This window comes from Natrinema ejinorense, from assembly GCF_002494345.1.
GTDB classification, from domain to species: Archaea; Halobacteriota; Halobacteria; order Halobacteriales; family Natrialbaceae; genus Natrinema; species Natrinema longum.
Map to the genome: position 1 here is coordinate 3,223,096 of NZ_NXNI01000001.1, position 22,653 is coordinate 3,245,748.

General features: G+C 66.6%; 23 protein-coding genes. 12 read left to right on the plus strand and 11 right to left on the minus strand.

Annotation, left to right across the window (positions count from 1 at the left end; translation table 11 throughout):
* Positions 1-323: 323 nt before the first annotated feature.
* Together CP557_RS15945 and CP557_RS15950 are read right to left on the minus strand one after the other, a co-directional pair.
* A complete protein-coding gene (locus CP557_RS15945) occupies positions 324-755 on the minus strand; it encodes an SPW repeat domain-containing protein (RefSeq protein WP_097381679.1) in 432 nt (143 codons plus the stop codon).
* Positions 756-911: 156 nt separating this feature from the next.
* Positions 912-1,250, minus strand: coding sequence for a DsrE family protein (locus CP557_RS15950; RefSeq protein WP_097380810.1), 339 nt, complete (start codon positions 1,248-1,250; stop codon positions 912-914).
* Between the two features lie 169 nt (positions 1,251-1,419).
* Between CP557_RS15950 and CP557_RS15955 the strand changes: the two genes are divergently transcribed.
* From CP557_RS15955 to CP557_RS15965, 3 genes are all read left to right on the plus strand, one after another.
* The gene (locus tag CP557_RS15955) at positions 1,420-2,757 is read left to right on the plus strand and encodes an O-acetylhomoserine aminocarboxypropyltransferase/cysteine synthase family protein (protein WP_097380811.1); all 1,338 of its coding nucleotides are present in this window, start codon (positions 1,420-1,422) and stop codon (positions 2,755-2,757) included.
* Complete coding sequence (gene metX, locus CP557_RS15960; protein WP_097380812.1) at positions 2,754-3,959, plus strand: homoserine O-acetyltransferase MetX; 1,206 nt, start codon at positions 2,754-2,756, stop codon at positions 3,957-3,959. Before CP557_RS15955 ends, metX begins: the two co-directional genes overlap by 4 nt.
* Positions 3,960-4,126: 167 nt before the next feature.
* Positions 4,127-4,828 (plus strand): zinc ribbon domain-containing protein, encoded by a 702-nt coding sequence (locus CP557_RS15965; RefSeq protein WP_169924396.1) that lies wholly within the window; start codon positions 4,127-4,129, stop codon positions 4,826-4,828.
* A 271-nt stretch (positions 4,829-5,099) separates the two neighbouring features.
* Here CP557_RS15965 and CP557_RS15970 read toward each other — a convergent pair whose 3' ends face one another.
* The gene (locus tag CP557_RS15970; RefSeq protein WP_097380814.1) at positions 5,100-5,468 is read right to left on the minus strand and encodes a hypothetical protein; all 369 of its coding nucleotides are present in this window, start codon (positions 5,466-5,468) and stop codon (positions 5,100-5,102) included.
* Between the two features lie 185 nt (positions 5,469-5,653).
* Positions 5,654-6,298 (minus strand): phosphoserine phosphatase SerB, encoded by a 645-nt coding sequence (gene serB / locus CP557_RS15975; RefSeq protein WP_097380815.1) that lies wholly within the window; start codon positions 6,296-6,298, stop codon positions 5,654-5,656.
* Positions 6,299-6,420: 122 nt separating this feature from the next.
* On the opposite strand from serB, the gene CP557_RS15980 reads away from it, so the two are divergent.
* Complete coding sequence (locus tag CP557_RS15980) at positions 6,421-7,122, plus strand: hypothetical protein (protein ID WP_097380816.1); 702 nt, start codon at positions 6,421-6,423, stop codon at positions 7,120-7,122.
* 17 nt (positions 7,123-7,139) lie between these two features.
* On the opposite strand, the gene CP557_RS15985 is transcribed toward CP557_RS15980, so the two are convergent.
* A complete protein-coding gene (locus CP557_RS15985) occupies positions 7,140-7,592 on the minus strand; it encodes a universal stress protein (protein ID WP_097380817.1) in 453 nt (150 codons plus the stop codon).
* Between the two features lie 246 nt (positions 7,593-7,838).
* Between CP557_RS15985 and serA the strand changes: the two genes are divergently transcribed.
* On the plus strand, positions 7,839-9,425 hold the full coding sequence (gene serA, locus CP557_RS15990; RefSeq protein WP_097380818.1) for a phosphoglycerate dehydrogenase: 1,587 nt from the start codon (positions 7,839-7,841) through the stop codon (positions 9,423-9,425).
* A gap of 207 nt (positions 9,426-9,632) precedes the next feature.
* Here the strand turns inward: serA and CP557_RS15995 are convergent, their stop codons facing one another.
* Together CP557_RS15995 and CP557_RS16000 are read right to left on the minus strand one after the other, a co-directional pair.
* Positions 9,633-10,436 carry a hypothetical protein gene (locus CP557_RS15995; RefSeq protein ID WP_143825082.1) on the minus strand — a complete coding sequence of 268 codons (804 nt, stop codon included), beginning with the start codon at positions 10,434-10,436 and terminating at the stop codon, positions 9,633-9,635.
* A 257-nt stretch (positions 10,437-10,693) separates the two neighbouring features.
* Positions 10,694-11,302, minus strand: coding sequence for a class I SAM-dependent methyltransferase (locus CP557_RS16000; protein ID WP_097380820.1), 609 nt, complete (start codon positions 11,300-11,302; stop codon positions 10,694-10,696).
* A gap of 116 nt (positions 11,303-11,418) precedes the next feature.
* Between CP557_RS16000 and CP557_RS16005 the strand changes: the two genes are divergently transcribed.
* A complete protein-coding gene (locus CP557_RS16005) occupies positions 11,419-12,222 on the plus strand; it encodes a hypothetical protein (RefSeq protein ID WP_097381680.1) in 804 nt (267 codons plus the stop codon).
* Between the two features lie 66 nt (positions 12,223-12,288).
* Here CP557_RS16005 and CP557_RS16010 read toward each other — a convergent pair whose 3' ends face one another.
* Entirely contained in the window at positions 12,289-12,609 is a 321-nt protein-coding gene (locus CP557_RS16010) for a cupin domain-containing protein (RefSeq protein WP_097380821.1), read from the minus strand.
* 134 nt (positions 12,610-12,743) lie between these two features.
* On the opposite strand from CP557_RS16010, the gene hisI reads away from it, so the two are divergent.
* The 3 genes from hisI (at position 12,744) to CP557_RS16025 (ending at position 14,766) form a co-directional block, all read left to right on the plus strand.
* Complete coding sequence (gene hisI / locus CP557_RS16015) at positions 12,744-13,112, plus strand: phosphoribosyl-AMP cyclohydrolase (protein WP_097380822.1); 369 nt, start codon at positions 12,744-12,746, stop codon at positions 13,110-13,112.
* Between the two features lies 1 nt (position 13,113).
* The gene (locus CP557_RS16020; protein WP_097380823.1) at positions 13,114-14,289 is read left to right on the plus strand and encodes a DUF7118 family protein; all 1,176 of its coding nucleotides are present in this window, start codon (positions 13,114-13,116) and stop codon (positions 14,287-14,289) included.
* 81 nt (positions 14,290-14,370) lie between these two features.
* Entirely contained in the window at positions 14,371-14,766 is a 396-nt protein-coding gene (locus tag CP557_RS16025; protein ID WP_097380824.1) for a universal stress protein, read from the plus strand.
* A 362-nt stretch (positions 14,767-15,128) separates the two neighbouring features.
* Here CP557_RS16025 and glmM read toward each other — a convergent pair whose 3' ends face one another.
* Positions 15,129-16,505, minus strand: a complete 1,377-nt coding sequence (glmM, locus tag CP557_RS16030) for a phosphoglucosamine mutase (RefSeq protein WP_097380825.1) — start codon at positions 16,503-16,505, stop codon at positions 15,129-15,131.
* Between the two features lie 103 nt (positions 16,506-16,608).
* On the opposite strand from glmM, the gene CP557_RS16035 reads away from it, so the two are divergent.
* The 3 genes from CP557_RS16035 to CP557_RS16045 all read left to right on the plus strand — a co-directional run bounded on the left by CP557_RS16035 (position 16,609) and on the right by CP557_RS16045 (position 19,094).
* Positions 16,609-17,487 (plus strand): HVO_0234 family beta-propeller protein, encoded by an 879-nt coding sequence (locus CP557_RS16035; protein WP_097380826.1) that lies wholly within the window; start codon positions 16,609-16,611, stop codon positions 17,485-17,487.
* Between the two features lie 86 nt (positions 17,488-17,573).
* Positions 17,574-18,431: a ribose-phosphate diphosphokinase gene (locus CP557_RS16040; RefSeq protein ID WP_097380827.1), complete on the plus strand. Its 858-nt coding sequence runs from the start codon at positions 17,574-17,576 to the stop codon at positions 18,429-18,431.
* 123 nt (positions 18,432-18,554) lie between these two features.
* Positions 18,555-19,094 carry a heme NO-binding domain-containing protein gene (locus tag CP557_RS16045; RefSeq protein WP_097380828.1) on the plus strand — a complete coding sequence of 180 codons (540 nt, stop codon included), beginning with the start codon at positions 18,555-18,557 and terminating at the stop codon, positions 19,092-19,094.
* Between the two features lie 98 nt (positions 19,095-19,192).
* Here CP557_RS16045 and CP557_RS16050 read toward each other — a convergent pair whose 3' ends face one another.
* On the minus strand, positions 19,193-20,221 hold the full coding sequence (locus CP557_RS16050) for a PAS domain-containing sensor histidine kinase (protein WP_097380829.1): 1,029 nt from the start codon (positions 20,219-20,221) through the stop codon (positions 19,193-19,195).
* An 81-nt stretch (positions 20,222-20,302) separates the two neighbouring features.
* Positions 20,303-22,393, minus strand: a complete 2,091-nt coding sequence (locus tag CP557_RS16055) for a CARDB domain-containing protein (RefSeq protein WP_097380830.1) — start codon at positions 22,391-22,393, stop codon at positions 20,303-20,305.
* Positions 22,394-22,653: the final 260 nt, after the last annotated feature.

Sequence of the window (22,653 nt, forward strand, 5' to 3'; positions counted from 1 at the left end):
TCCCCAACCGACTCACTCGCTGTGCTCGTTCGTCCCTCGCACGGCTTCGAGCCGCGGTTCACAGTAGCTCACCGCGGCACGGCGCGCGCCACCACATGCCAGTTGTCGGTCGGAGGTGATACGTAGACGTCCTGTCTGTGCCGATGTCCGCCGTCGGAGCGAACGGAGTTCCCACACTGATCCCGGCACCGTTCAGCGGAAAGCCGTCGGCTGCTACACCTGAACGGGACGGGAGGTCACCGAGTACGGGAGGGGCAATCACCGAGTACGAACTCGGGCAGCATCGAGCCCTGGGCCGCCTCGCGGGCGAAGAACAGGAGCAATCAGGCTCGAGCGCGGGTCCGTTCGGGCGTGTCGGCTTTGTTGTTCGCGTAGGCGTTGTAGGCCGAGAGGAAAGCCACGAGCACGCCGGAGATCGCGGTCCCGGTCGCGAGTTGGGCGCTCCCCATCTCGATGACGGAGGGCGAAACGAGCGCCCACAGGCCGAGCACGACGGCGAGCGACGCGACGCCGACGCTCGCCAATCGACCCCGCGACAGCCGAGAGAAGTTGTAGCCGGCCAGCAGGAAGATCGCCGTTCCGGTCAGGGTATCGTTCCAGACCGCCGCGTCCGTGGACTGGAAGAGAAACGGCGAGGCGACGAGAGAGAGCCCGATCAGCGCGACGAGGGCACTCACCCACTGCATCGCGTCCGTGTTGAGCGAGTTGTAGTCGGTCCGGGCCTCACGGCCGGTGTCGGTTGGTGTATCACTCATACGTTCGTCACGACCGCGGTAGCCCCCATTCGGAAAAAACGGGAGTGCTTGCATCTGTCGGGAAATCGTCGACCGGTCGGACCGGCCGTTCGATCCCTCTAGGCGTACCGAACGGGGTGACAGCCGCGTCGAAATCCCGATCCGCGTTCGGGACTGCTACGGACGAATGTAGGCGTACCCCTCGCTCTGGAGCCGAGTGAGTTCGCCGCCACCGGAAGGAACGGTTTCGACGCCCTCGACGAGATCGGATTCCGCGAGGTCCTTCAACTCGAGCGTGTTGCCACAGGCTTTGACCGAGATGCCGGTCTCGAGCAGGGATTCGACCGTGTCGCTGCCGTCGCCGCCGGCCGTCAACGGCTCGATCCCCTCGGCCTGGGCGACGATCGCGATATCGTCGATCTCGACGGAGTCGTCCATCGTGAGGTTTTCGGCGATCGTGAGCGCGGTCTCTCGTTGCGTCGGGTCGTCGGCGATGAGGTGGAACACTGTCTGCACGTGTCGAGGACCCACTCCTCTCACGATAGGGGTTGAGCCTGCAAACGAAGCCCGCCGGCGAACTCGCCGCTCGAGGAACCGCGGACGCATCCATGCATGTCATTCTCTCGCCTACGTTTTTTGCCGTTACTGAGACGCATATGAACGTGGAGAAGTATGCATACTAAACATGAGCGACGACGCGAGCGACGAGCACGACGGGGACCGCGAGCGTGGACTCGGCACGCGGAGCGTCCACGCCGGCCAGTCCCCCGATCCGGAAACCGGTGCGATGGCACCGCCGATCTATCAGACGACCTCCTACGTCTTCGAGGACGCCGACACCGCCGCCGACCGCTACGCGCTCGAGGACGACGGCTACATCTATTCCCGGATCGCCAACCCGACGGTCAAGGTCCTCGAGGACCGCCTCGCCGACCTCGAGGGCGGTGTGGGCGCGATCGCGACGGGCAGCGGCATGGCCGCACTGGACTCCGCAGTGCTGATCCTCGCCGAGGCGGGCGACAACGTGGTCTGTTCGACCGACACCTACGGCGGGACGACCACCTACTTCTCGAAGACGGCGACGCGCCGGAACATCGAACCGAAATTCGTCCCCACCCTCGAGTACGACGCCTACGAGGCGGCCATCGACGAGGACACCGCGTTCGTCCACGTCGAGACGATCGGCAACCCCTCGCTGGTGACGCCCGACTTCGAGCGGGTCGCCGAGATCGCCCACGAGAACGGCGTGCCGCTGGTCGTGGACAACACCTTTGCGACGCCGGCGCTCTGTCGCCCCCTCGAGCACGGGGCCGACGTCGTCTGGGAGTCGACGACCAAGTGGCTCCACGGCTCCGGGACGACCGTCGGCGGCGTCCTCGTCGACGGCGGCTCCTTCCCCTGGGGCGAACACGGCTACGACGAGATTGCCGGGCCCAACCACGCCTACCACGATGTCGACTTCTCGCGGGACTTCCCCGAGGCCCCCTTCGCCGCGACGGCCAGGTTCCGCTCGCTGCGCAGCCTGGGCAACCAGCAGTCGCCGTTCGACGCCTGGCAAACCCTGCAGGGACTCGAGTCGATGCCCCTGCGCGTCGAGCGACACTGCGAGAACGCGCAGGTCGTCGCGGACTACCTCGACGACCACGAGGACGTCGCCTGGGTCACGTATCCGGGACTCGCCGACCACCCGACCCACGACAACGCGCGGCGATACCTCGAGGATTACGGCGGGATGGTCGCGTTCGGACTCGAAGAGGGGTTCGAGGCGGGCAAAGCCTTCTGCGAGAACGTCGAACTCGCCCAGTTCCTCGCGAACATCGGCGACGCGAAGACGCTCGTCATCCACCCCGCGAGTACGACCCACGGCCAGCTCTCGCCCGAGGAACGCGAAGAGGCCGGCGTCACGGCCGATCTGATCCGGATGTCCGTCGGGATCGAGGACCCCGAGGACATTCTAGCCGACCTCGAGGGAGCGATCGCCGCGGCGACGCGGGCCTGTCGATCGGCGGGTGAGACGCGGTGACGACCAAGAACACGATCGACCTCGGCGAGTTCCAGTTCCTCTCGGGAGAGTCGATCCCGAACCTCGAGGTGGCATACGAGACGTACGGCGACTTCACCGGCGACAACGCGGTGTTGGTCTGTCACGCGCTGACCGGCAGCGCCCACGTCGCCCGCCGGCCGGATGCAGGCGGCGACACGGCGGGACAGGCCCGTGCCTGGTGGGGCGACGTCGTCGGCCCCGGGAAAGCCATCGACACGACGGAGTACTACGTCGTCTGTGCGAACGCGCCGGGATCGTGCTACGGAACGACGGGGCCCGCGAGCGAGAACCCCGAAACGGGCGAGCCCTACGGGGCCGACTTCCCCCCGGTGACGGTCGGCGACTGGTCGCGTGCCCAGCGGTCGCTGCTGGACGAACTCGGCGTCGGGCGACTCCACGCCGTCGTCGGCGGCAGCGTCGGCGGGATGAACGTCCTCGACTGGCTGCGCCGATTCCCCGACGACGTCGAACGCGCCGGTGCGGTCGCGACCGCGTCCCGACTCGACGCACAGTGTCTCGCGCTCGATACCGTCGCCAAGCGAGCGATTACGGGCGACCCCAACTGGAACGGCGGCCACTACTACGGCGGGCCGGAACCCGAGGAAGGGCTGGCTCGAGCCCGCCAGATCGGCCACATCATGTATCTCTCGAAGGACTCGATGGGGCGCAAGTTCGGCCGGCGCTCTGCGGGTCGAGAGGCGGTCCGCGAGGAGCCGCCGGATCCCGCGGCCGCTTTCTTCCCCTATCGGGAGGTCGAGTCCTATCTGGACTATCAAGCCGACAAGTTCACCGACCGATTCGACGCGAACAGCTATCTCTACATGACCCGCGCGATGGACGACTTCGACCTGTCGGCGGGGTACGAATCCGACGCCGACGCGCTGGCAGCCTTCGAGGGGGAACTCCTCGTTCTCTCCTTTACCGGCGACTGGCACTTCACCGTCGAGCAGGCCGAAGCCCTGGCCGAGGCCAGCCGTGAGGCAGGCGTCGACGTCGCCCATCACGTCGTCGAATCCGACCACGGCCACGACGCGTTCCTCGTCGAACCCGAGAAGGTCGGCCCGCCGCTCGCGGACCTGCTCGAGGCGGGACTCGCCGGCCGTGCGATCACCGATACGGCTCCCGAAGCCGACGACACGGGGGAGTTCGCCCCGGTTCACACGAGTCTCTTTTCCGAGTGACGCGTACTCGTTTCGGAAACGTCTAAGCCATATAACCATTCGTGATCGCTTCAAAAAGACCATCTGCTCCCACACAGAAGTGTTTTTTACCCACTATATGAACGTTATACTACAGTAATTTGGACCAATATGTTTAAGTGAGATTCATATCAGTTTTTCTCATGCCTATGTCAGAAACGGATGAGGTTATAGACGAGTTGACCAGGCCGATCGTAAAACTACTCGTTGCGCTGGTCGGATTGTTCGTTCTCCGGTTCATCGCCGTGAACTTACCGGGAGTCGAAACGCAGATTCCCGGCCTCACGAGGGTCACCTTCGGGGCGCTGGCGGGTGCCATTATTTCGCTCGTCATGGTCGGGATCATCGTGAGCTTCGCTCGCGAAATAGAGCCGCGACTCAATCGCGTGCTGTCGGGGCCGGACCACATCGTGATGGACATCTCGGAAGCGGTGAAGTACGCGCTGTTCCTTGCGGGAATTCTTATCGCGTACAACGGACTTGAGGGAGTCATCGTGCCGTTCCTGATTCCCGACCCTGGTCCGTGGGTGTACGACGTGGTCTTCCTGGCGATGGCGTTGGCTCCGACGATTCTCATCGCGCAGCGGATCTATAGAAACATCGAGGAGATTACCGATATCATTACCCGACAGGTCAAGTCCGCGACCACGATCGACGTCACCTGCCCGTCCTGCTCGGAGTCGGTCCGAGCGAACCTCGAGTTCTGTCCGGAGTGTGGAGACGAACTCCCCGATCGGGGGAGCAACGTCGACGCGGCAGCGACGGCGACCTGTCCCGACTGTGGCTCCGACGTCAGATCCGGCGTGTCGTTCTGTGGCTCGTGCGGATCGAACGTCACAACAGGAGATTAACGCCCCCGAGACTCGAGTCCGAATCGGCGCGTCTCCCTACCGGTCGAACGGTTCCGTTGCCGCCCGGAGAACTGTGAGGGAAGCCCTCGAGTGGCAGCAAAAAGAGTCCTCGTCCGTCTGATCGTCGCTCCCCTCCGTTCGGTCCCGAACCATGACGTTCCAAACCACGGTCGAGTTCGTCAGGCTCTCGTCCACACCGAAGAGCGGAGGCCGTCGATATCTGGTCGCAAGCGGCGGCGACCAGACTACTGTGCGTATCGGTTGACGGTCGCTAGAGGTCGCTGGAATCGACCGTCACGTACTGATCGACGGACGAACGGTCCGAGCGACGGCGAGCGAGCCAGTGTTGCACGTCGGAGACGAACAGCGCGATGTTTTCGCGCCCGAGCAGCGCGATCGAGAGTCCCTGTGGCGAGCGGAACAGGGCGATCAGCGACCACATCGTTCCTGCGGCGACCGCACCCGCCGCGGAGAAGCGCATCCCCAGCGTAAAGAAGGTCAGTCCGTACACGAACCCGATCCCCATCGACGGCAGGCTCGTGCCGAGCGGAACCCGCGCACTCGAGTCGCGCAACGTCGGCGCGAGAAAGACGATCGAGAGGCCGCTTCCAACCATGAATACGAAGTCTTGCCACATCATCAAAACAACTTACTCGGTCACGAGTTAATAACGTCGTTGGTCTCGAAATCGGTCATTGGGCCTGATAGTTGCCGAAAACGGACGATACGGTCAGAGCAGTGGTCGGGAGACCACGAGCCACAGGACGGGGTCCTATAAGCACAACCAGCGATTACGGGGCCAAACCGGACCGACCCGAGCCAGCCTCAACGGTCGGCGAGCACGCCGTCGTCGACCAGCGTCTCGCGAGCCTCGGCCATCGACGTGACGACGACGTCACAGTGGGGTTCGACGGCCGGTTTCGGTTCGAAGCCGATCGCCAGGCCGGCGACCTCGAGCATCGGCAGGTCGTTGGCACCGTCGCCGACTGCCACGGTGTCCGCGAGGTCGACGCCGACGTCGGCGGCGAGGTCCTCGAGTGCGTCGTCTTTGGTGCCTTCGATCAGGGGACCGTCGACTGCGCCCGTCAACTCGCCCCCGTTCGTCGGGAGCCGATTCGAGACGATGTGATCCACGGAGACGTCCTCGCGCTCGAGGGCCGCCGCGACGCCGCGTTCGAACCCGCCGGTGAGGATGGCGGTCGTGACGCCGGCATCGTTGAGTTCGGCGATGAGGTCGGCGGCACCCTCGCGAAGGACGACCTCGCCGAAGGCGGCCTCGGCCTCCGCCTGGGGAAGCCCCTCGAGCAGGGCCGCGCGTTTGCGCAGGCTCTCGGCGTAGCCGATTTCGTCGTTCATCGCGCGGTCGGTGATCTCCGCCATGTCATCGGCGACGCTCTGCCGATCGCCGAGCAGTACGGTCATTTCCGAGTCGGAAAGCGTCCCATCGAAGTCGAAAGCGACGACTGTCATTGTGCCCCGGTTGTCGGTCCCCGGATAAACCAGTTCAGGTTTCCCATCGTGGCGGCCACGGCGCTGCTTCCACGCTTCGAGCGATCGTAACGTATTATCGACCCGCCTTCGTTGCCGAACACATGTCGCCCGATCGACGATTCGAGTACGACAAGGGACCCGATCTCGAGGCGGAGGAATCGACAACCGGGACCGATGCCGACGGTGACGACGAGGGCAATCGGGACGAGTCGGCAGAGAGCGATCGGCCGGTCACAATCGTCGCCGGCTGGAAAGCCGGTACAGTCGCCGGTGTGAGCGCGTTCGCGGTCTGCTTCGCCGTGATCTACCAGATCGTCGGGTCGATGTACGCGATGGGCGCGTACTCGGGCGGAGAGACCGACCCGAGTCGCGTCGTGATCGCGGGGCTGACCAGCCTGGCGAGTCACGGCGTGACGATCGAGGAGGGCGGCGAACCGATCGAGGCGGCAGTCGGGTACGCGATCAGTACGGGCCTCACCTCACACGTGACCGCGCTGGTTCCACCCGTCATCTTGGCAGCCGCCGGCTTCCTCCTCGTCCGATACGTTCACCTCCGGACGCGTCGAGCGGCCGGTCTCGCACTCGGCTCGCTGGTCGGCAGCTACGTCGCCCTGATGACCGGACTCTCGATGATCGCCCAGTGGACGCCCGAACGGACAGCCAGTGGCACCGACGAGGCAGCGACGATCGCCGCCGCGACCGATCTCGGCGCGGTGCTCTCGATCGGTACCACTGCGCTCGCCTTCGTCGCCGTCGGGGCCGCCGTGGCCGGCCTCCCACGACTACTGGCCGTCGATCGATAAGTCGCCGTCCCGATGGATCAGTTCGATTCGACCGGCGTCTTGACGATCGTTACCGGTCGCGAGGAGAGGCGTGCAACGCGATCCGTGACGCTGCCGAGTAGCTGGCGATACTCGCCGGACCGCTCCTTCGATCCCATGACGAGCAAGTCGACGTCCGCCTCGTCGGCGTAGTCGAGGATCTCCTCGTGGGGGGAGCCGTGCCGGACGACCGTCGTCGACTCGAGACCCGCCTCGTGAGCCGCTTCGGAAGCCGATTCGAGCGCGTCCTCGCCGACCTGCTCGAGGGCCGCCTCGAGACTTTCGAACTCGTGGACGTACTCGTCGCCGCTGTACGTGTTGTACACGTCGCTGTCGACGACGTACAACAGGTGGAGTTCCGCGTCGGTTTGTTCGGCGACGGCGATGGCGTGTTCGATCGCGAGTTCCGTCCCGTCTTCCGCATCGGTCGGCAGTAGGATTCGATCGTACATGATTCGGGAGACGTCGTGTTGACGGATAATACTGTTCAATGTTCCCAGGGTGTAGGAGCCAGGGAGGCGAAATCGACATCGTTCGGGCGAGAGCCGTACGGGCAGAACGGTCAGTGGGCAAACCGTCGTGGGGACGGCGCGTCTCGGCCACCCGGCACCGTCGTCTGCACGGGCGGGACACCGGTATTTTTTGCCGGCCCCGACCACAACGGAAGGGTTTACGTGCTCCGCACGGTTGTCTCGCGCATGAAGGTTCTCGTCACGGATCCGATCGCGGATGCGGGTCTGGACGTACTCAGAGACGCCGGCCACGAAGTCGAGACGGGCTACGAACTCGAGGGCGATGCGCTCCTCGAGGCGGTCTCCGACGCCAACGGGCTGATCGTTCGCTCGGGGACGGACGTCACCGAGGAGGTTCTCGACGCCGCGGATGAACTGGCTATCGTCGGTCGAGCCGGGATCGGCGTCGACAACATCGACATCGACGCCGCGAAGGATCACGGTGTCATCGTCGCCAACGCTCCCGAAGGGAACGTTCGGGCGGCCGCCGAACACACCGTCGCGATGACGTTCGCGACCGCTCGATCCATCCCGCAGGCACACATCCGCCTGAAAAACGGCGAGTGGGCGAAAAGCGACTATCTCGGGACCGAACTCAACGGCAAGACCCTGGGCGTCGTCGGACTCGGTCGCGTCGGCCAGGAGGTCGCCAAAAAGCTCGACTCGCTGGGCATGGATATCGTCGCCTACGATCCCTACATCAGCGAGGAGCGCGCCGAACGCATCGGTGCCGAACTCGTCGAGTTCGAGCCGTGTCTCGAGCGCGCGGACTTCCTCACCGTCCATACCCCCCTCACCCCGGAGACGGAGGGGCTGATCAGCGAGGACGAACTCGACCTACTGGGCGACGGCTACCTGGTCAACTGCGCCCGCGGTGGCGTCGTCGACGAGGACGCACTGGCCGCCAAGGTCGAGGACGGAACGCTCGCCGGGGCGGCGATCGACGTCTTCGCCGAGGAACCCCTGCCGGCGGACTCGCCGCTCCTCGAGCACGACGACATCATCGTCACGCCCCACCTCGGTGCCTCGACGGAGGCCGCACAGGAGAACGTCGCCACCTCGACGGCTAACCAGGTCAACGCCGCACTGGTGGGCGAACCGGTCGCGAACGCCCTGAACGCGCCGTCGATCGACGAGAGCGCGTTCCCACGCGTCGAACCCTACATCGACCTCGCGGAGACCGCCGGCAAGGTCGCCGCCCAACTCCTCGAGGGCCGCATCGAAGACATCGAGGTCGTCTACGAGGGCGACATCGCCGACGAGGACGTGGAGTTCGTCACCGCGAGCGCGCTCAAGGGCGTCTTCGAACCCCTCGAGTGGCAGGTCAACGCGGTCAACGCCCCACAGATCGCCGAGGATCGCGGCGTCGACGTCACCGAGTCAAAGACGCGACAGGCCGAGGACTTCCAGAGCCTGGTCTCCGTGACCGTCAGCAACGGCGACGACGAGGTCTCCGTCGACGGGACCCTCTTTGCCGGTGACGATCCACGCATCGTCCGTATCGACGGCTACCGCGTCGACGCCATCCCCCACGGCCGGATGGTCATCGCGCGGAACACGGACGAACCCGGCGTCATCGGTCTCATCGGGAGCGTCATGGGCAAACACGACGTCAACATCGCCGGCATGTTCAACGCCCGCGAAACGATCGGCGGCGAGGCACTGACCGTCTACAACGTCGACAGCGAGGTCCCCGCCGAAGCCAAGGAGGAACTCGAGGCCGACGAACGAATCATCGGTATCAGCGACATCACGCTGAACGGGCAGGCCTGAGCGGTCGAACGACCGCGTCGGCGTTCGCCGTTTTCCGTTCGTTCCGGGCAGTTTCGTATCCGCGGCCACGACAGCGGAGCCAAGCCCACTGCCCGAAATATGGGTCGATAGTACGAACCGCGGTAACCGGCGTCGGGACCGGTAGGGATGCCGGTATTGGCACCGGCAACCTTCCAGAGCGGCCGACGAGGGACTATCAGGGGCTGGTCACCAGAGTTGGGGTTCCGTCGGCGTAATAAAGGCGTTGTCTCCGTTACCTGTCAAGGCGAACGACATAACGACTCTGTTATTGATATGAGTCGTAAGCAGCAACGCGCATCCGACCTCGCTTTCCGGAACGTCGACCCTGAATTTCGTCGTGTGGGTTACCTCGTCGACGCCGAGCGACGACGGAGCCCACTCGAACAGGACGCAGTCGTCCCGTTCGTTACAGCCCTTCGTGAAGTAGTCCAGAATGTTGTCGGTAATCGTTGCGGCTCCAGTCGCGACCGCGTACTTCGTGTTGGCGAGCGACACGGCGGTGTGAATGGTATCGACGGCCGGATCCGGAATTTCGGTGCCGTTTCCGTGGGCCCACGCACCGGTCACATCCGAGTCGTTCGTGGTGTAAACGGTCTGTTGATCGACGGTGCTACTCGGATGTTCCCACACTTTAACCGCGTGCGAGGAGATCGCTTTCTGCTTGTCGCCCTCGTCTTCGTCGAGTCCGAGACCGTGGGTTGCGACGCCGAACTTGTAGGTGTATCCGCCATCGTCCTGCGTCCCATCGTCCAAGATGTCGACGGTCGTCGTCCCAGCGAGTTTGGCAGAACTGAACGGCTTGTCTTTCTCCCACTGGATCGTATACTTGTCCTGCTGACTCCCTTCGACCGTATCGTACGGGAGAGAGTCCCACGATCCGGCAGTTGCCGTCCCGCTGACCGCACTTCCAGCCAGTACAGTTCCAGTGACGGCGACGCCGGTCTTTTTCAGCACTCTACGCCGGGAACACGAGTTGTTTTTTCCCGACATGCATTTGTATCGAAGACGATCACCAATATATTAGTTTTGGCCATTAGTTTAGGTTCGGGTAGCGGACGGTGACCGACGTCGACTCTCTATAGTAGCAACTGAAACGATTTACACACTGATCGCAACGCTGTCGTGCGATCAGGTGTGCAATGACTTTCAGTTGCTACTATAGCAAGCGGCCAAAAGAGAGAGTGATAGCCCCATCGTGACGAACCCCGACAACCGAGGAGGGGATCGGCTGTCAGCCCGCGTTCGAACTACCCCCGGTACTCGACCATCACGAACGGGACCGAACTCCCGAGCGGATCGTCGACACGGCGCTCCCAGACGATCTCGAATCCGGCCGTTTCGAGCGCTCTACGGGTCCGCAGCCGGCCGTGCGTGCTGAAGAACATCGATCGGCCGCTTCCGAGCCAATCGCGCCGGACCGTTTCGTAGCTGCTCGAGCCGACCGTCATGAGGAGCCGACCGCCCGGTCGGAGGACACGCGCGAACTCCGCGTAGACGGCCGGGTGGTCCGCTCGGGGAACGTGGAAGACGGCGTGATACGCCGTGATCCCGTCGACCGAGTCCGCCGCGATCGGGAGGGACGTCATCTCGCCCTGGACGAGGTGAGCGCCGGGGACGTTGGCCGCCGACAGCTCGAGCTGGCGGCCCGAGAGGTCGAGACCGATCGGGTCGACCCCGGTGAGGTTCGCGAGCGTGCGCATCCCATCCCCACAGCCGACGTCGAGGACGGTCGCATCCGCAGGAAGCGCCGCCAGCAGTTCGTCGATCAGGGCAGCGTCTTCCCCGTCGGCCCGGCGGTTCCTGGCGTAGTCGTCGGCGACGGCGTCCCACGTCCGCCGGAGTTCGTGTCGGTCCATGGGCGGGAGAGGGTCCCGGAGGGCATGGCACTGGTGCCAAACGGGGACGGCAGTTGGTCGCCCCGATCGACCGTGTTGGCCGTATGCTCTTGTCACTCGGCGTCGTATCGGGCGTGATGAAATCCCCCGAAACCTCGCGGTTCACGGCCGTCCTCGCGGACCTCCGTGACCGCGGCTACCGCTGTCCGGATCCGATCGACGGCGAAGCGCCGGTCGTGGCGACCGGTGGCGACCACCCTGCGGACGGTCCGGACGCACCGCTGTCGGTCGAGCGCGTCCGGGAGGTCACGCCGCTGTCGCTCGTCAGCGGACTGGCGGACGCCGCCCACGCCGGTCGCGCGCCGGTCCTCGTCGTCGACGAGTGGGGAGTCGAGGACGCCCGGGCCGTCCTCGGCGAGCCGTTCTTGCTCCGCGGGCGGGCGGATGGACGCCGCCGGTTGTACTCGATTCCGGACCGGATCGCGCTGACCGACGGGCGGTACGCCTGCGTACGAACCGACGCGAACCCACAGTGGCGGGAGGAGTCGTCGACCGCGGCGACCGCACTCGAGACGGGACGGGAGGAGCCGTCGATCGAGGACGGGCGCGATCGGACGGGGACCGACGAACCACGACTCTTGCTCGAGGCCGACGGCACGGTTCAGGCCGCCCTCGCAGCCGACGCGCTGACCTGTCCCGGTCCCGACCCGGACGCGTTTCCCTACCGGTACGGCCGCGGCGCGGACAAGCGTATCCACGTCTTCGACCGGGACCGCGAAGTCGGTCGCTACGCCGGCATCGCCGCGATGAAGGGCAACGCCTACCGGCCGGTATCGCTGCCCTTGCTGCCCGAGCACCACGTCAGAACGGGCGGCCGGCTGGCTCGCAGTGTGACGGTCGCCGTCGTGACGGCCGACGGCGTCGAGTACGAACGGCCCTGAAGAGACAGCCGCTCGCGACGGTCGACGAACTCGATCGGAACGCGTCCGGCACCGGGCCGGGGGCGATCACGGTGCGCCCATCAGCACGAACCGACTCTCGGCGTCGCCGTTGTGGATTTGGTGGGTCGCGTCCGGGGCGATCCGGATCGCATCGCCCGGGGTCATTTCGATCGTCTCGTCTTCGACGGTGACCGTCGCTTCGCCCTCCATCAGCAGATAGACCTCTTCGTGGTCTTCCTCCTCGTGGACGTGTTCCTTGCCCTCCCAGCCGGGGTCGCACTCGACGACGGTCACGCCCATGTTCTCGCAGTCCAATTCGTCACGGAGGAAGTACATCCCGTTCCGATCGTCGACGTCGTGGTAGTTCACTTTGGTGTAGTCGGACATCACGGACTCCTGCCCACACGGCGCACAATAAACGTTGACGGTACCCACGTCCGGACCGGATGGCGAGTATTCGCCGCCGGTGTGGCGACCCGACCAGCAAAAGACCTATCGCTCAGACGAACAACGTCTCGAGTATGGACGACGACGTTTCGGTCGATTTCGGCGAGGACGGACTCGTCCCCGCCGTGGCACAGGACGCCGACACCGGCGAGGTACTAATGGTCGCCTACGTCTCGCCGGACGCCCTCGATCGAACCCGCGAGACCGGCCGCGCACACTACTACTCCCGCAGTCGCGAGGAACTCTGGGAGAAGGGCGCGACGAGCGGCCACGTTCAGGACGTCGCGGAGGTGCGAGTCGACTGCGACGCCGACACCCTCCTCTATCTGGTGGATCAGGAGGGCGGCGCGTGCCACACCGGCCACCGGTCGTGTTTCTACCGGACGATCGACGGCGAGCAGGTCGGCGAACGGGTGTTCGATCCGGAGACAGTCTACGAGTAAGATGAGCGAGCGCGTCCATCCCTCCGACGACCGCTCGAACACTGCCGCCGGGAGCGACGAATCGACGCCCCTCGAGGAACTCGAGGCCGCCCGAGCCCGACTCGCGGAGAGCAACGACCGGATCGAGGACCACGGCGAGGAAACCGTCGACGAGGTCGCGACCGCCTATCGAAACGCGACGAAACTGCTGGACGACTACGTCGACCGCGCGACCGGAACCGGCAAGGAGAACTTTCAGGCGTACATCGAACTCGAGGGGAAATTCGACGGGCTGGTCTCGAGCCTGTCGGACGACCTCCCGGAACGGGAGGCCTTCGAGGACGCCCTCGAAGCGATCGACAAACGCCGGCTCAGCGAATCGGACTTCGAACGGGCCACCGACGCCCTCGAGCCGGCCGCCGCGTACGCCGACCTGCTCGAAGAACGGGAGGCCGCTCGCGAAGCGCTGGTCGAGGCCCGCAAGAACGCGAACAAGCGCCTGCGGGCCATCGACGACGAAATCGACGACCACGAGCGGCTGCTCGAGCTCTCGACTGCCGATCTGGACGCACCGGTCGACCGGCTCCGGGAGCCCATCGAGCGCTACAACGAGGCCGTCCGCGAGGCGTTCGAGGATTACCGGCTCTCGGCCAGCGCACGCGAGGTGTTCGACCTCCTCGAGCGAAGTACGTGGTATCCGTTCGTGGCCTACGAGCGACCGCCCGACGAGCTACTGGCGTACGTTCGCGAGAACCCGGCCGGCGAGTACACGATCCCCGAATTGCTCGAGTACGCGGGCTACTCCCGGTCGAAGCTCTCCCACTACGTCGAGAGCGCGGACGAACTCAAGCGGTCGGTCGCGACCCAGCAGACGTATCTCGACGGCATCGACGCCGAGCCGCTGACGATCGACTGGCCGCCGGAACCGGCCGGCGCGTTGCGCCGCCGGGTGCGGGAGTATCGCCCCTTCGTCGCGCGGGTGGCCGACGAGGAGACCGTCGCAACGTTGCGCGAGGCCGGCCTCCTCGCGACCGACCCCGACTATGACCGCCTGCAGACCGCAGCTCAGGCCGTCGTCCGGCTCACTCCCGCCGAACGCGAGCGGCTGTCCGACGGTCGCGTCGCGGACGAGCTCGAACGCCTGCGGACCGAACGGGAGCGACTCGAGGACGCACTCGAGGTCGACGACCCGATCTGAGGCGGCGTGACGACGGCGGCGAAACCAATCGTCCGCGACGACGGCCCCGTACTTTAGCCGCCGACGCTCGAAGGATCGTCCATGGCCAGACACGTCCTGGTCCCGATGGACGACTCCGAGCCGGCGCGGGCGGCCCTCGCGTACGCCCTCGAGTGGGTGCCCGCCGATCGAGTAACGGTCGTCCACGCGGTCGACGACCTCGAGGCGGATTACGCCAGCGTCGTGTCAGGGAACGACGAGCCCGCGTTCTTCGCCGCGGTCCGGGAAACCGCCGCCGAGTACGAGCGATCGGTCGAAACGACCGTCGTCGAGGGCAGCGGAGCGGCGGACGCGATCCTCGAATACGTCGACGAGGCGGACGTCGACGCGATCGTGATGGGCAGTGAGGGGAAAGCGGGCGTCTCGCGGATGCTGCTGGGCAGCGTCGCGGAGGCGGTCACGCGGCGCGCCGAGATTCCGGTGACGATCGTTCCCTGACTCAGTAAGGCGGTTAAAACGGTCCGCGTCGAAACGGCAGTAGCAACGAACAGCGTGCTGCTGGGGCAACGGGGAGTCGCCACGTCCTCCCAGCCGATTCACTCGCGCAGTGTCAGCGGCCGCCCTCGCTCGGCTCACGGGTCCCCGCGGTCACCGTCTGCTCACGGCGCGACGCGCCGTTCGCATGGTCTGTGAGACCATCGGTCCCGCACCGCTCGCTTTTCGAGGCCTCACTGCGTTCGGCCTTGCGACGCTCGGTCGACCGCCAGCGCGCACCATCGCACGTCGATTGATCGGTTCAGAGCGAGACGTGACGGTCGCCCGGCTGGTCGCGGCTGCGGATCGGTCGACAGAAACCGGATTCAGGCGTCGGCTTTCGCGGCCGCCAGCGCGTCGTACATGTCGTCGACGAGCCGTTCGGCGCGGTCGGCGTCGCGGGCTTCGGCGTAGATCCGGACGAGCGGTTCGGTCCCGGAGGGGCGGGCCAGCACCCAGGCATCGCCGTAATCCAGCCGATAGCCGTCGCGCGTGTTGAGTTCCGCGTCGGCGGCCTGGGCCTGGTTTGCCGCCGCGTCGAGCATCGCGTCGCGTTCGGCCGTCGACTCGTACTCGACGTTGCGCCGCACGTTGACGTAGCCGTCGTAGGGAGCGACGATCTCGCTGACCGGCCGCTGGGAGACCAACTCGAGGAATCGCGCGGCCGTGTAGGCCCCATCGCGCGAGAGCCGGTAGTTGGGGAAGAAGATCCCCCCGTTGCCCTCGCCCGCGATCGGGACCCGCCGGCCGTTGGCCTCGAGTTCCTCGATGCGGGTGATGATGTTCGTCGAACCGATCGGCGTGAGTTCGAGTTCGGCCCCGACCTCGCCGACGACGTCGACGAGCCGCTGGGAGACGTTGACCGCCGAGACGGTGGTGTCGCCGGCCTCGAGTTCGGCCGCGGCGAGGGCGGCGAGGGTGGCATCGCCCTCGACGTACTCGCCGGTCTCGTCGAAGAAGATGGCCCGATCGGCGTCACCGTCGTGGGCGATGCCGACGTCGGCGTCGGTGGCCCGGACGAGCCTCCCGAGGTCCGTGAGGTTCTCGGGGACGGGTTCGGGGTCCCGTCCCGGGAAGTGACCGTCGGGCTGGCCGTTGACGGTGACCACGCGACAGCCCAGTTCGCGGAAGAACTCGGGGCTGGTCAGCGAGCCCGCCCCGTGACCCGGATCGAGCGCGACGGTGAGGTCGGCGTCGGCGATCCGCTCCCGATCGGCAGCGGCGAGCAGGTCGTCGACGTAGGCCCGCCGGACGCCCGCTACCTCCTGAACGCGTCCCGTTTCGTCCCAGGGGGCGACGGTGAACGATTCCGCGAGCAGCCGCTCCTCGATCGACTCGAGGGCGGCGATCGAGAGTTCGACGCCGTCGGCCCCCGCAAGTTTGACGCCGTTGTACTGGGGCGGATTGTGTGAGGCCGTGATGACCATCACCGGAACCCCTTCCCGTTCGGCGTAGGCCTGTGCGCCCGGCGTGGGGACGATCCCGAGGCGGTCGACGTCGGTTCCGGTACTCGCCAGCCCGCTTGCGGCCGCGTCGGCCAGCATCCGCCCCGTGTAGCGCGTGTCGCGGGCGATCGCGACGCGGTCCCCACCGTGATCGTCGCGCCAGGTCGTCCCCGCCGCTTTCGCGACGCGAAGGACGAACGCAGGCGTCAGCTCCTCGTTAGCGACGCCCCGCGTCCCGCTCGATCCGAAGACTTGCATTACGCGCTAGTCTGACCGGACTCCCCAAAGGGATTCCGCAACCTGTCCCGACGCGACGGCCACGGGGCGGAACGTTTTCGGCCCACCCTCGCCACGTTTCCGTATGGATTCGATCGAGGAAAAGCGCGTCTACGGCGACCGGGAGGGGGCGATCACTGCCTACGTCGCGAGCGCGATGGGCGTCGTCCGCGTCCGCGTCGCCGGCGACACGGTCGGCGAATTCGGCCTCTGCGAGCGCTGCGAGGCCCGCGACATCGCAGCGACCCGCGACGCCGTCGCCATCGCTACCGACCAGGACATCCGCGTGTGTCCGCTCGAGGGCGACGACGGGGCAGCCAGCGAGGACGAGACGTTCGTCGAAACCGGATTCGGCCCGGCGGTCGCCGTCGGATACGACGGCGGCGAGTTGATCGGGGCCGACCCGGAGGGCCGCGTTGCGCGTCGAGCGGGCGGGAGCGAGGGGTGGACCACGCTCGAGGACGAGGCCGTCGCGACGGTCCGAGCGATCGACAGCGACCTCGTCGGGACCGATCGTGGCGTCTACCGCGTCCACGGCGGCGGGCTCGATCACGCCGGACTGACCGACGTACGGGACGTCTCGGCTGCCGGCGTGCCGCTGGCCGCCACCGCCGATGGACTCTACAAGCTCGGCAACGGCTGGATGGCGGTCCTCGAGGGGTCGTTCGACACCGTCGCGGCGGATCCACGGTCCCGGCGTGGCCACATCGAGCGCGCACACGCCGTTTCGGGGGAGACGATCTACGCGTCGGCGGGGGACGGCGAATGGCTCGCCGACGACGACGCGAGCGATCGAATCGTCGGCTTCGGGTACGGCGACGAAACCTACGCCGTCACGGAGACCGGGACCTTCCGTTCCTCGAGCGAGGACGGGTGGCGACGGCGACTGCTGGGCGTCACCGACGTCGTCGGGATGGCCGTCCCCGCGACGACACCGCCAGAGACCGACGGCCCTGCGAGGTAGCCGGCCCCTCGTCGCCGACGGGACCACCCGGCGATGGGAGCCGGGAGAACGAAAGCTGGTTTACCCCCCGGCCTGTCCAACCGACTATGATCGTCAGCGGATCCGCGTCGCAGGCTCTGGCTGCCGCGCTCGCACGCGAACTCGAGGAACCGCTCGCCGCCGTCGAGTACGACCGCTTTCCCGACGGCGAACTGCTCGCCGCCGTCCCCGGCGTCGCCGAGGCCGAGCCCGATCGGGCGGTGATCGTCGCCTCGACGGTCTCGAGCGACGCCCACCTCGAGGTGCTCCAGTTGCAAGACGCCGTCCGCGAGGCCGGCGTCGCGGAGGTCGTCACCGTCCTGCCCTACATGGGCTATGGGCGCCAGGACGCGGCCTTCGAGTCGGGCCATCCCGTCTCCGCGCGGGCGGTCGCCCGTGCGATTTCGACCGGGGCGGACCGGGTCCTGACCGTCAACCCCCACGAGACGGCCGTCTGCGAGTTCTTCGAGCCGGCGGCGACGGCGGTCGACGCGGCCGGGCGACTGGCCGAACCCCTGCCCGACGACCTCGTGGATCCGGTCTTCCTCGCGCCGGATGCGGGGGCCGTCGAACTCGCCGAGACGACCCGAGACAGCTACGGCACGGGCGAGACCGACTACTTCGAGAAGACCCGCCATTCGGGCACCGAGGTCGAGGTTTCGCCGAGCGATGTCGACGTCGCCGGCCGCGACGTCGTCGTCGTCGACGACATCATCGCGACGGGGTCGACGATGAGCGAAGCCGTCGCGGTCCTCGAGGATCGCGACGTCGGTCGGGTGTTCGTGACCTGCGTCCACCCGCTGCTCGCTCGCAACGCCGTCACGAAGCTCTCTCGGGCCGGCGTGGAAGCGATCTACGGCACCGACACCCTCGAGCGCGGGGTCGAGACGGTCTCCGTCGCCCCCACGCTCGCGCCGTACCTGTAAGTAAACGATTAAGTACTCCCCGAACACTGGTCTAGCTGTTATCGCCTGGGACGAGGTCGGCTCGGCCACGGCACCGACGAACCGATCGGCGGAGACACTGCGGGAACGAATCAACGGGTTGGGATGCACGGAATCGTCCACAAGACGCTCAAGGAGTACGTCGTCGACCGAACCGACGACGGCACCTGGGATACGATCGTCGAGCAGTCCGGTCTCGAGCCGAAGCTCTACCTCCCCGTCTCTCATTACGAGGACGAGGAAATCGACGCCATCCTCGAAACGCTCTCGACGATGGCCACCCAGGATCGGCGGGCGATCGAACGCGATTTCGGCAAGACCCTCGCCCCCGAGTTGCTCTCGACGTTTAGCGCACACGTCCAACGCGACCAGGGCCTGCCGGAACTGCTCGTCGGACTCGAGGACGCATACAACAACATCAACACCGCCACCGAAGAGACGTCGCTCCCTGCGGTATCCGCGACACGCGAGTCCGATGCCGTGACCGTCACGTACGATACCGCCCGCGACCAGCAGTACTGCGGGCTCGCCCACGGCATCCTCGAGGGACTCGCCACCGCGTTCGGCGCCGACGCGACCGTCACGGAAACGGAGTGTGTCGACGACGGAGCCGATACCTGTCAGTTCCGCGTCGCCCTCGAGTGAGACGGACGGCTATCAGTCAGTGCCGGCCCGGCCGCGACTCGCCGTGGGGGCGCGCCGGTCTCCGGTGACGGCAGACTACGTGAGATCTCGACGGGAGATCAGCGGTCGGCCATCGTGATCTCGAATCGAGCACCGCCGGATCGAGACGCCAGCACGTCGATCCGCCAGTCGTGGACGTCGACCGCGTTCGTAACGATCGACAGGCCGAGTCCGGTGTTGTCGCGGGTCGACCCCGACGAGTAGCCGACTTCGAACGCGTCCTCGCGACGGTCGGCCGGAATGCCGGGCCCGTCGTCTTCGACGTAGAAACCACGAACGCCCTCGAGCGCGCCGACGCCGATGGTAACGCCGTCGCCGCCGTGTTCGATCGCGTTCCGAAAGAGGTTCTGGAAGATACTCGAGAGGATACTCCGGTCCGCCTCGAACGCGACCGTCTCACCGCGTTCGAGGGTCGCCCCGTCGGTCTCGATGACCGTCCACACGTCCTCGACGACGCTGTGCAGATCGACGACGTGGATCTCGTCGAGTTCCTGCTTCGAGAGCGTCACCGCGTCGTCGATGATGGCGTCCATCCGGTGGAGCGCGGCGCGGACGTCCGCGACGGTCTCCGGTGACGGGTCCGCCGCGAGCAACTCCGTGTAGCCAAGCGCGACCGCCAGAGGGTTTCGGAGGTCGTGTGACAGGACACGCGACACCGTCGAGAGGCGTTCGTTTCGCTCCTCGATCTCGCGTTCGATCCGCTTTCGATCGGAGATGTCGAAATGTTCGACGAGAACGTACAGCTCACCATCCCGCTCGAACGTCGTCGCCCACATCAGAAACCACGAGAGCGGGTCGTCGGGCGTCGGACAGGGATACTCCAGCTGGACGTGGTCCTCTCGGCCGTCGAGTAGCGCTCTGATGCCCGCACAGGCCCGTTCGGCGTACGGATCGTCTTCACGAGTCGCCTCGCAAACATCGAGATAGTTCAAGCCGACCATCGCGGGATCGGTGGGAAACCCGCCCTCGACCGCGAATTCCTGCCACGCCGCGTTCGTGTAGACGATCAGCCCGTCGGGATCGACGATCGCCACTTCCGAATCGAGCGTGTCGATCGCGAGGAGGGCGAGTTCGTCGGAACCGGACATACGTGACGGATAGCGGCCATCCTATATCAGGCTTCGTACGGCGTCGACGGGCGGTACGCGACGCCCACCGGCACTCGAGCGTCAGCGACGACGCGCCAGCACTAGCCGGACACACACGATGCCGACGGCAGCGAGCGCCGCCGAGAGGCCGAATCCGGGCATCTCCTCGAGCCTCGTCACCGGGCCGCCGACGCTGACCGTGGCGGTCCGCTCGCCGACGGCGATCTCGTACCGTCCGCCCTCGTCGAACCGGAGGTCGGCGTCGACCGTCGCCGTCTCGCCGGACCGGATCGCGACCGGGCGCTCAGCGACGACCCCGTCGACGGTTTTGAACGCGAGGATCGCCGTGGCCGGTCGGTCGTCGGCGGCCTCGACCGTCGCCGTCGCGGTGACCGGCTCGCCGGGATCGGTGCTGTCGGGCGTAACCCGCAGGTCGGTGACGGTCACGCTCGCCGACGAGCGGACGACGACGGACAGCCGCTCCGAACCGACGCGAACCTCGTACTCCCCGGGCTCGGACGGCGTCCACGAGAACCGATGGCTCGTCTCCGCGCCAGGTGTGAGCCGCCCCGAGTAGTGATCGACGACCCGTCCGTCGACCTGGAGGGTCGCGTCGTAGACACCCTCGCGCTCGCCGACGTTCGCGACTCTGCCCGGAATCGTTACGGATTCACCGACCGGAATCGCGATCGCGTCGCGCTCCTCGCTGTCAGTATCAGCCGTTGCCGACGGGAGCTCCCGTTCCCACGCTCCGTCCGCCACCTCGAGCGAGCCGGGTCCGAGCCCGTATTCGAAGACCGCGACCGGCTGGTCGAAAGCGGCGGCGTGCTGGCTTCGGGTCCACATCTCCGGGCTCGCGTTGGTCCGCGTGTACCGCTCGGCGACGGTACGAACCGTCACGCCGCCGGCGTCCTCGATCGCCGCCAGGAACTCCGCCTCGGTCATCGCCCCTTCGCGGGCGTTCAACGACCGGAACACGTCCGCGAGCGTCCGGTCGCCGTCCGTCTCGAGCCGGAGCCGGCGGTCTATCTCGCCGTAGACGAGCGCCCCTTTCACGTAGTGGGTCCGCTCGTCTCCCCAAGTCGAGCGGTCGACGAGCGTCCCGTCGGCGGAGGGAGACTGCTCGCCCCGCTCGAGGAGCCGCCTGAACTCGTTGAACTCGGTCCGACCGTTCTCGAGCGCGAGCAGCCCCGCGTAGTAGTCCGCCTGTCCTTCGACGATCCACTCCGCTTCCGGTTCGATCCCCGTCTCCGTCCCGGAAAGGCGCTGGCGAGTGTGGACGTACTCGTGGAGCCACACCGGATTCGGGTCGTCGAGGGTGGCATCGTCGACGACCCACGCGTCCGACTGACCGTACTGGATCCCTCGAGATCCCCAGTCGATCTCGTGTGGGACCGCGACCACGAACACCTCGTCGTTGCGCGCCCCGACCTCGAGGCGCTCGCGTGCGTCGGCGAGGCTCGTGAGGATCGCCTCCGGGGACTCCCGAAGCGTCGCCGCGTCGGGGACGACCAGCCTGATCGTCCCGCCGTCGACGGCTCGCTCGTACTCCCGAACCGAACCGAAGAAGGCGATGTCGCCGCCGGTCGCCCCCGGTCCGTCGACCCGAACCGTCTCCTCGAGCCCGACCGGCTCGGTTCGGCGCAGCGAAAGCCCGACGTCAGGGACCGCCACGACGCCCCAGTCACCGGTGTCGACGAACGCGTAGCCGTCACTCGCCGAGTGGACCCCGACTCGCTCGCCCTCACCCCGTCGATCCGCCGGCATCGTGTACCGGATCGTCGCCTCCTCGCGGTCCTCCGTCCACCGGAACGTCCGTTCGCCGGTCCGTTCGAATCCCGCCATCGACTCGACGGTCGCACCCCGTTCGAGTTCGATCTCGAGTTCCGTTACCGAATCCGGAACGTCGACGGTCACCGCCGCTTCGAACACGTCGGGATCGGCCGGCCGGTGCCGAAGGACGGTCGTCCGGGAGAGCACGTCCTCGGCGTGACTCGTCGCGACCGCCCCACTGTTCGTTCCGACCGAGGGCAGCGACTCGCCGGACCCACCGCTCGAGTCAGCAGCGACTGTCCCATCGATCGGTCGTGCCGGCTCGAGGGCACCGACGGCGGCCGGACAACTGCCGAGGAGCAACACGACGAACGCGAGCACGGTGACTCGGGATTGCACTGGCCCGTTCTAACGAGTCAGTGGTAAAGACGCTTCTTACAGGAATACTATCACCTTCCACAGAATCACCGGGGAAGCGAACGGAAACCCCCTCGCTGCTCGCGGGCCACTTCGGTCCCCGTCTGCTCGCGGGCCGAAGGCCCGCTCGCATGGTCCGAAGGAGGGAGCGTCCCTGGCTATTCGCGTCTCCGAGGTCGGAACGAAGGAACGACCTCGCCTCGCTCGGCGGCGACTAGTCCGACGCTTCCGCAGCCGCCAGC

What these genes read in the sequence shown, in the direction of transcription:
- CP557_RS15945 (WP_097381679.1), bottom strand. Translation starts at nt 755, where the DNA reads ATGAGTGATACACCAACCGACACCGGCCGTGAGGCCCGGACCGACTAC.
- CP557_RS15955 (WP_097380811.1), top strand. Translation starts at nt 1,420, where the DNA reads ATGAGCGACGACGCGAGCGACGAGCACGACGGGGACCGCGAGCGTGGA.
- CP557_RS15965 (WP_169924396.1), top strand. Translation starts at nt 4,127, where the DNA reads ATGTCAGAAACGGATGAGGTTATAGACGAGTTGACCAGGCCGATCGTA.
- CP557_RS15970 (WP_097380814.1), bottom strand. Translation starts at nt 5,468, where the DNA reads ATGATGTGGCAAGACTTCGTATTCATGGTTGGAAGCGGCCTCTCGATC.
- serB (WP_097380815.1), bottom strand. Translation starts at nt 6,298, where the DNA reads ATGACAGTCGTCGCTTTCGACTTCGATGGGACGCTTTCCGACTCGGAA.
- CP557_RS15980 (WP_097380816.1), top strand. Translation starts at nt 6,421, where the DNA reads ATGTCGCCCGATCGACGATTCGAGTACGACAAGGGACCCGATCTCGAG.
- CP557_RS15985 (WP_097380817.1), bottom strand. Translation starts at nt 7,592, where the DNA reads ATGTACGATCGAATCCTACTGCCGACCGATGCGGAAGACGGGACGGAA.
- serA (WP_097380818.1), top strand. Translation starts at nt 7,839, where the DNA reads ATGAAGGTTCTCGTCACGGATCCGATCGCGGATGCGGGTCTGGACGTA.
- CP557_RS15995 (WP_143825082.1), bottom strand. Translation starts at nt 10,436, where the DNA reads ATGTCGGGAAAAAACAACTCGTGTTCCCGGCGTAGAGTGCTGAAAAAG.
- CP557_RS16000 (WP_097380820.1), bottom strand. Translation starts at nt 11,302, where the DNA reads ATGGACCGACACGAACTCCGGCGGACGTGGGACGCCGTCGCCGACGAC.
- CP557_RS16005 (WP_097381680.1), top strand. Translation starts at nt 11,419, where the DNA reads ATGAAATCCCCCGAAACCTCGCGGTTCACGGCCGTCCTCGCGGACCTC.
- CP557_RS16010 (WP_097380821.1), bottom strand. Translation starts at nt 12,609, where the DNA reads ATGTCCGACTACACCAAAGTGAACTACCACGACGTCGACGATCGGAAC.
- hisI (WP_097380822.1), top strand. Translation starts at nt 12,744, where the DNA reads ATGGACGACGACGTTTCGGTCGATTTCGGCGAGGACGGACTCGTCCCC.
- CP557_RS16020 (WP_097380823.1), top strand. Translation starts at nt 13,114, where the DNA reads ATGAGCGAGCGCGTCCATCCCTCCGACGACCGCTCGAACACTGCCGCC.
- CP557_RS16025 (WP_097380824.1), top strand. Translation starts at nt 14,371, where the DNA reads ATGGCCAGACACGTCCTGGTCCCGATGGACGACTCCGAGCCGGCGCGG.
- glmM (WP_097380825.1), bottom strand. Translation starts at nt 16,505, where the DNA reads ATGCAAGTCTTCGGATCGAGCGGGACGCGGGGCGTCGCTAACGAGGAG.
- CP557_RS16035 (WP_097380826.1), top strand. Translation starts at nt 16,609, where the DNA reads ATGGATTCGATCGAGGAAAAGCGCGTCTACGGCGACCGGGAGGGGGCG.
- CP557_RS16040 (WP_097380827.1), top strand. Translation starts at nt 17,574, where the DNA reads ATGATCGTCAGCGGATCCGCGTCGCAGGCTCTGGCTGCCGCGCTCGCA.
- CP557_RS16045 (WP_097380828.1), top strand. Translation starts at nt 18,555, where the DNA reads ATGCACGGAATCGTCCACAAGACGCTCAAGGAGTACGTCGTCGACCGA.
- CP557_RS16050 (WP_097380829.1), bottom strand. Translation starts at nt 20,221, where the DNA reads ATGTCCGGTTCCGACGAACTCGCCCTCCTCGCGATCGACACGCTCGAT.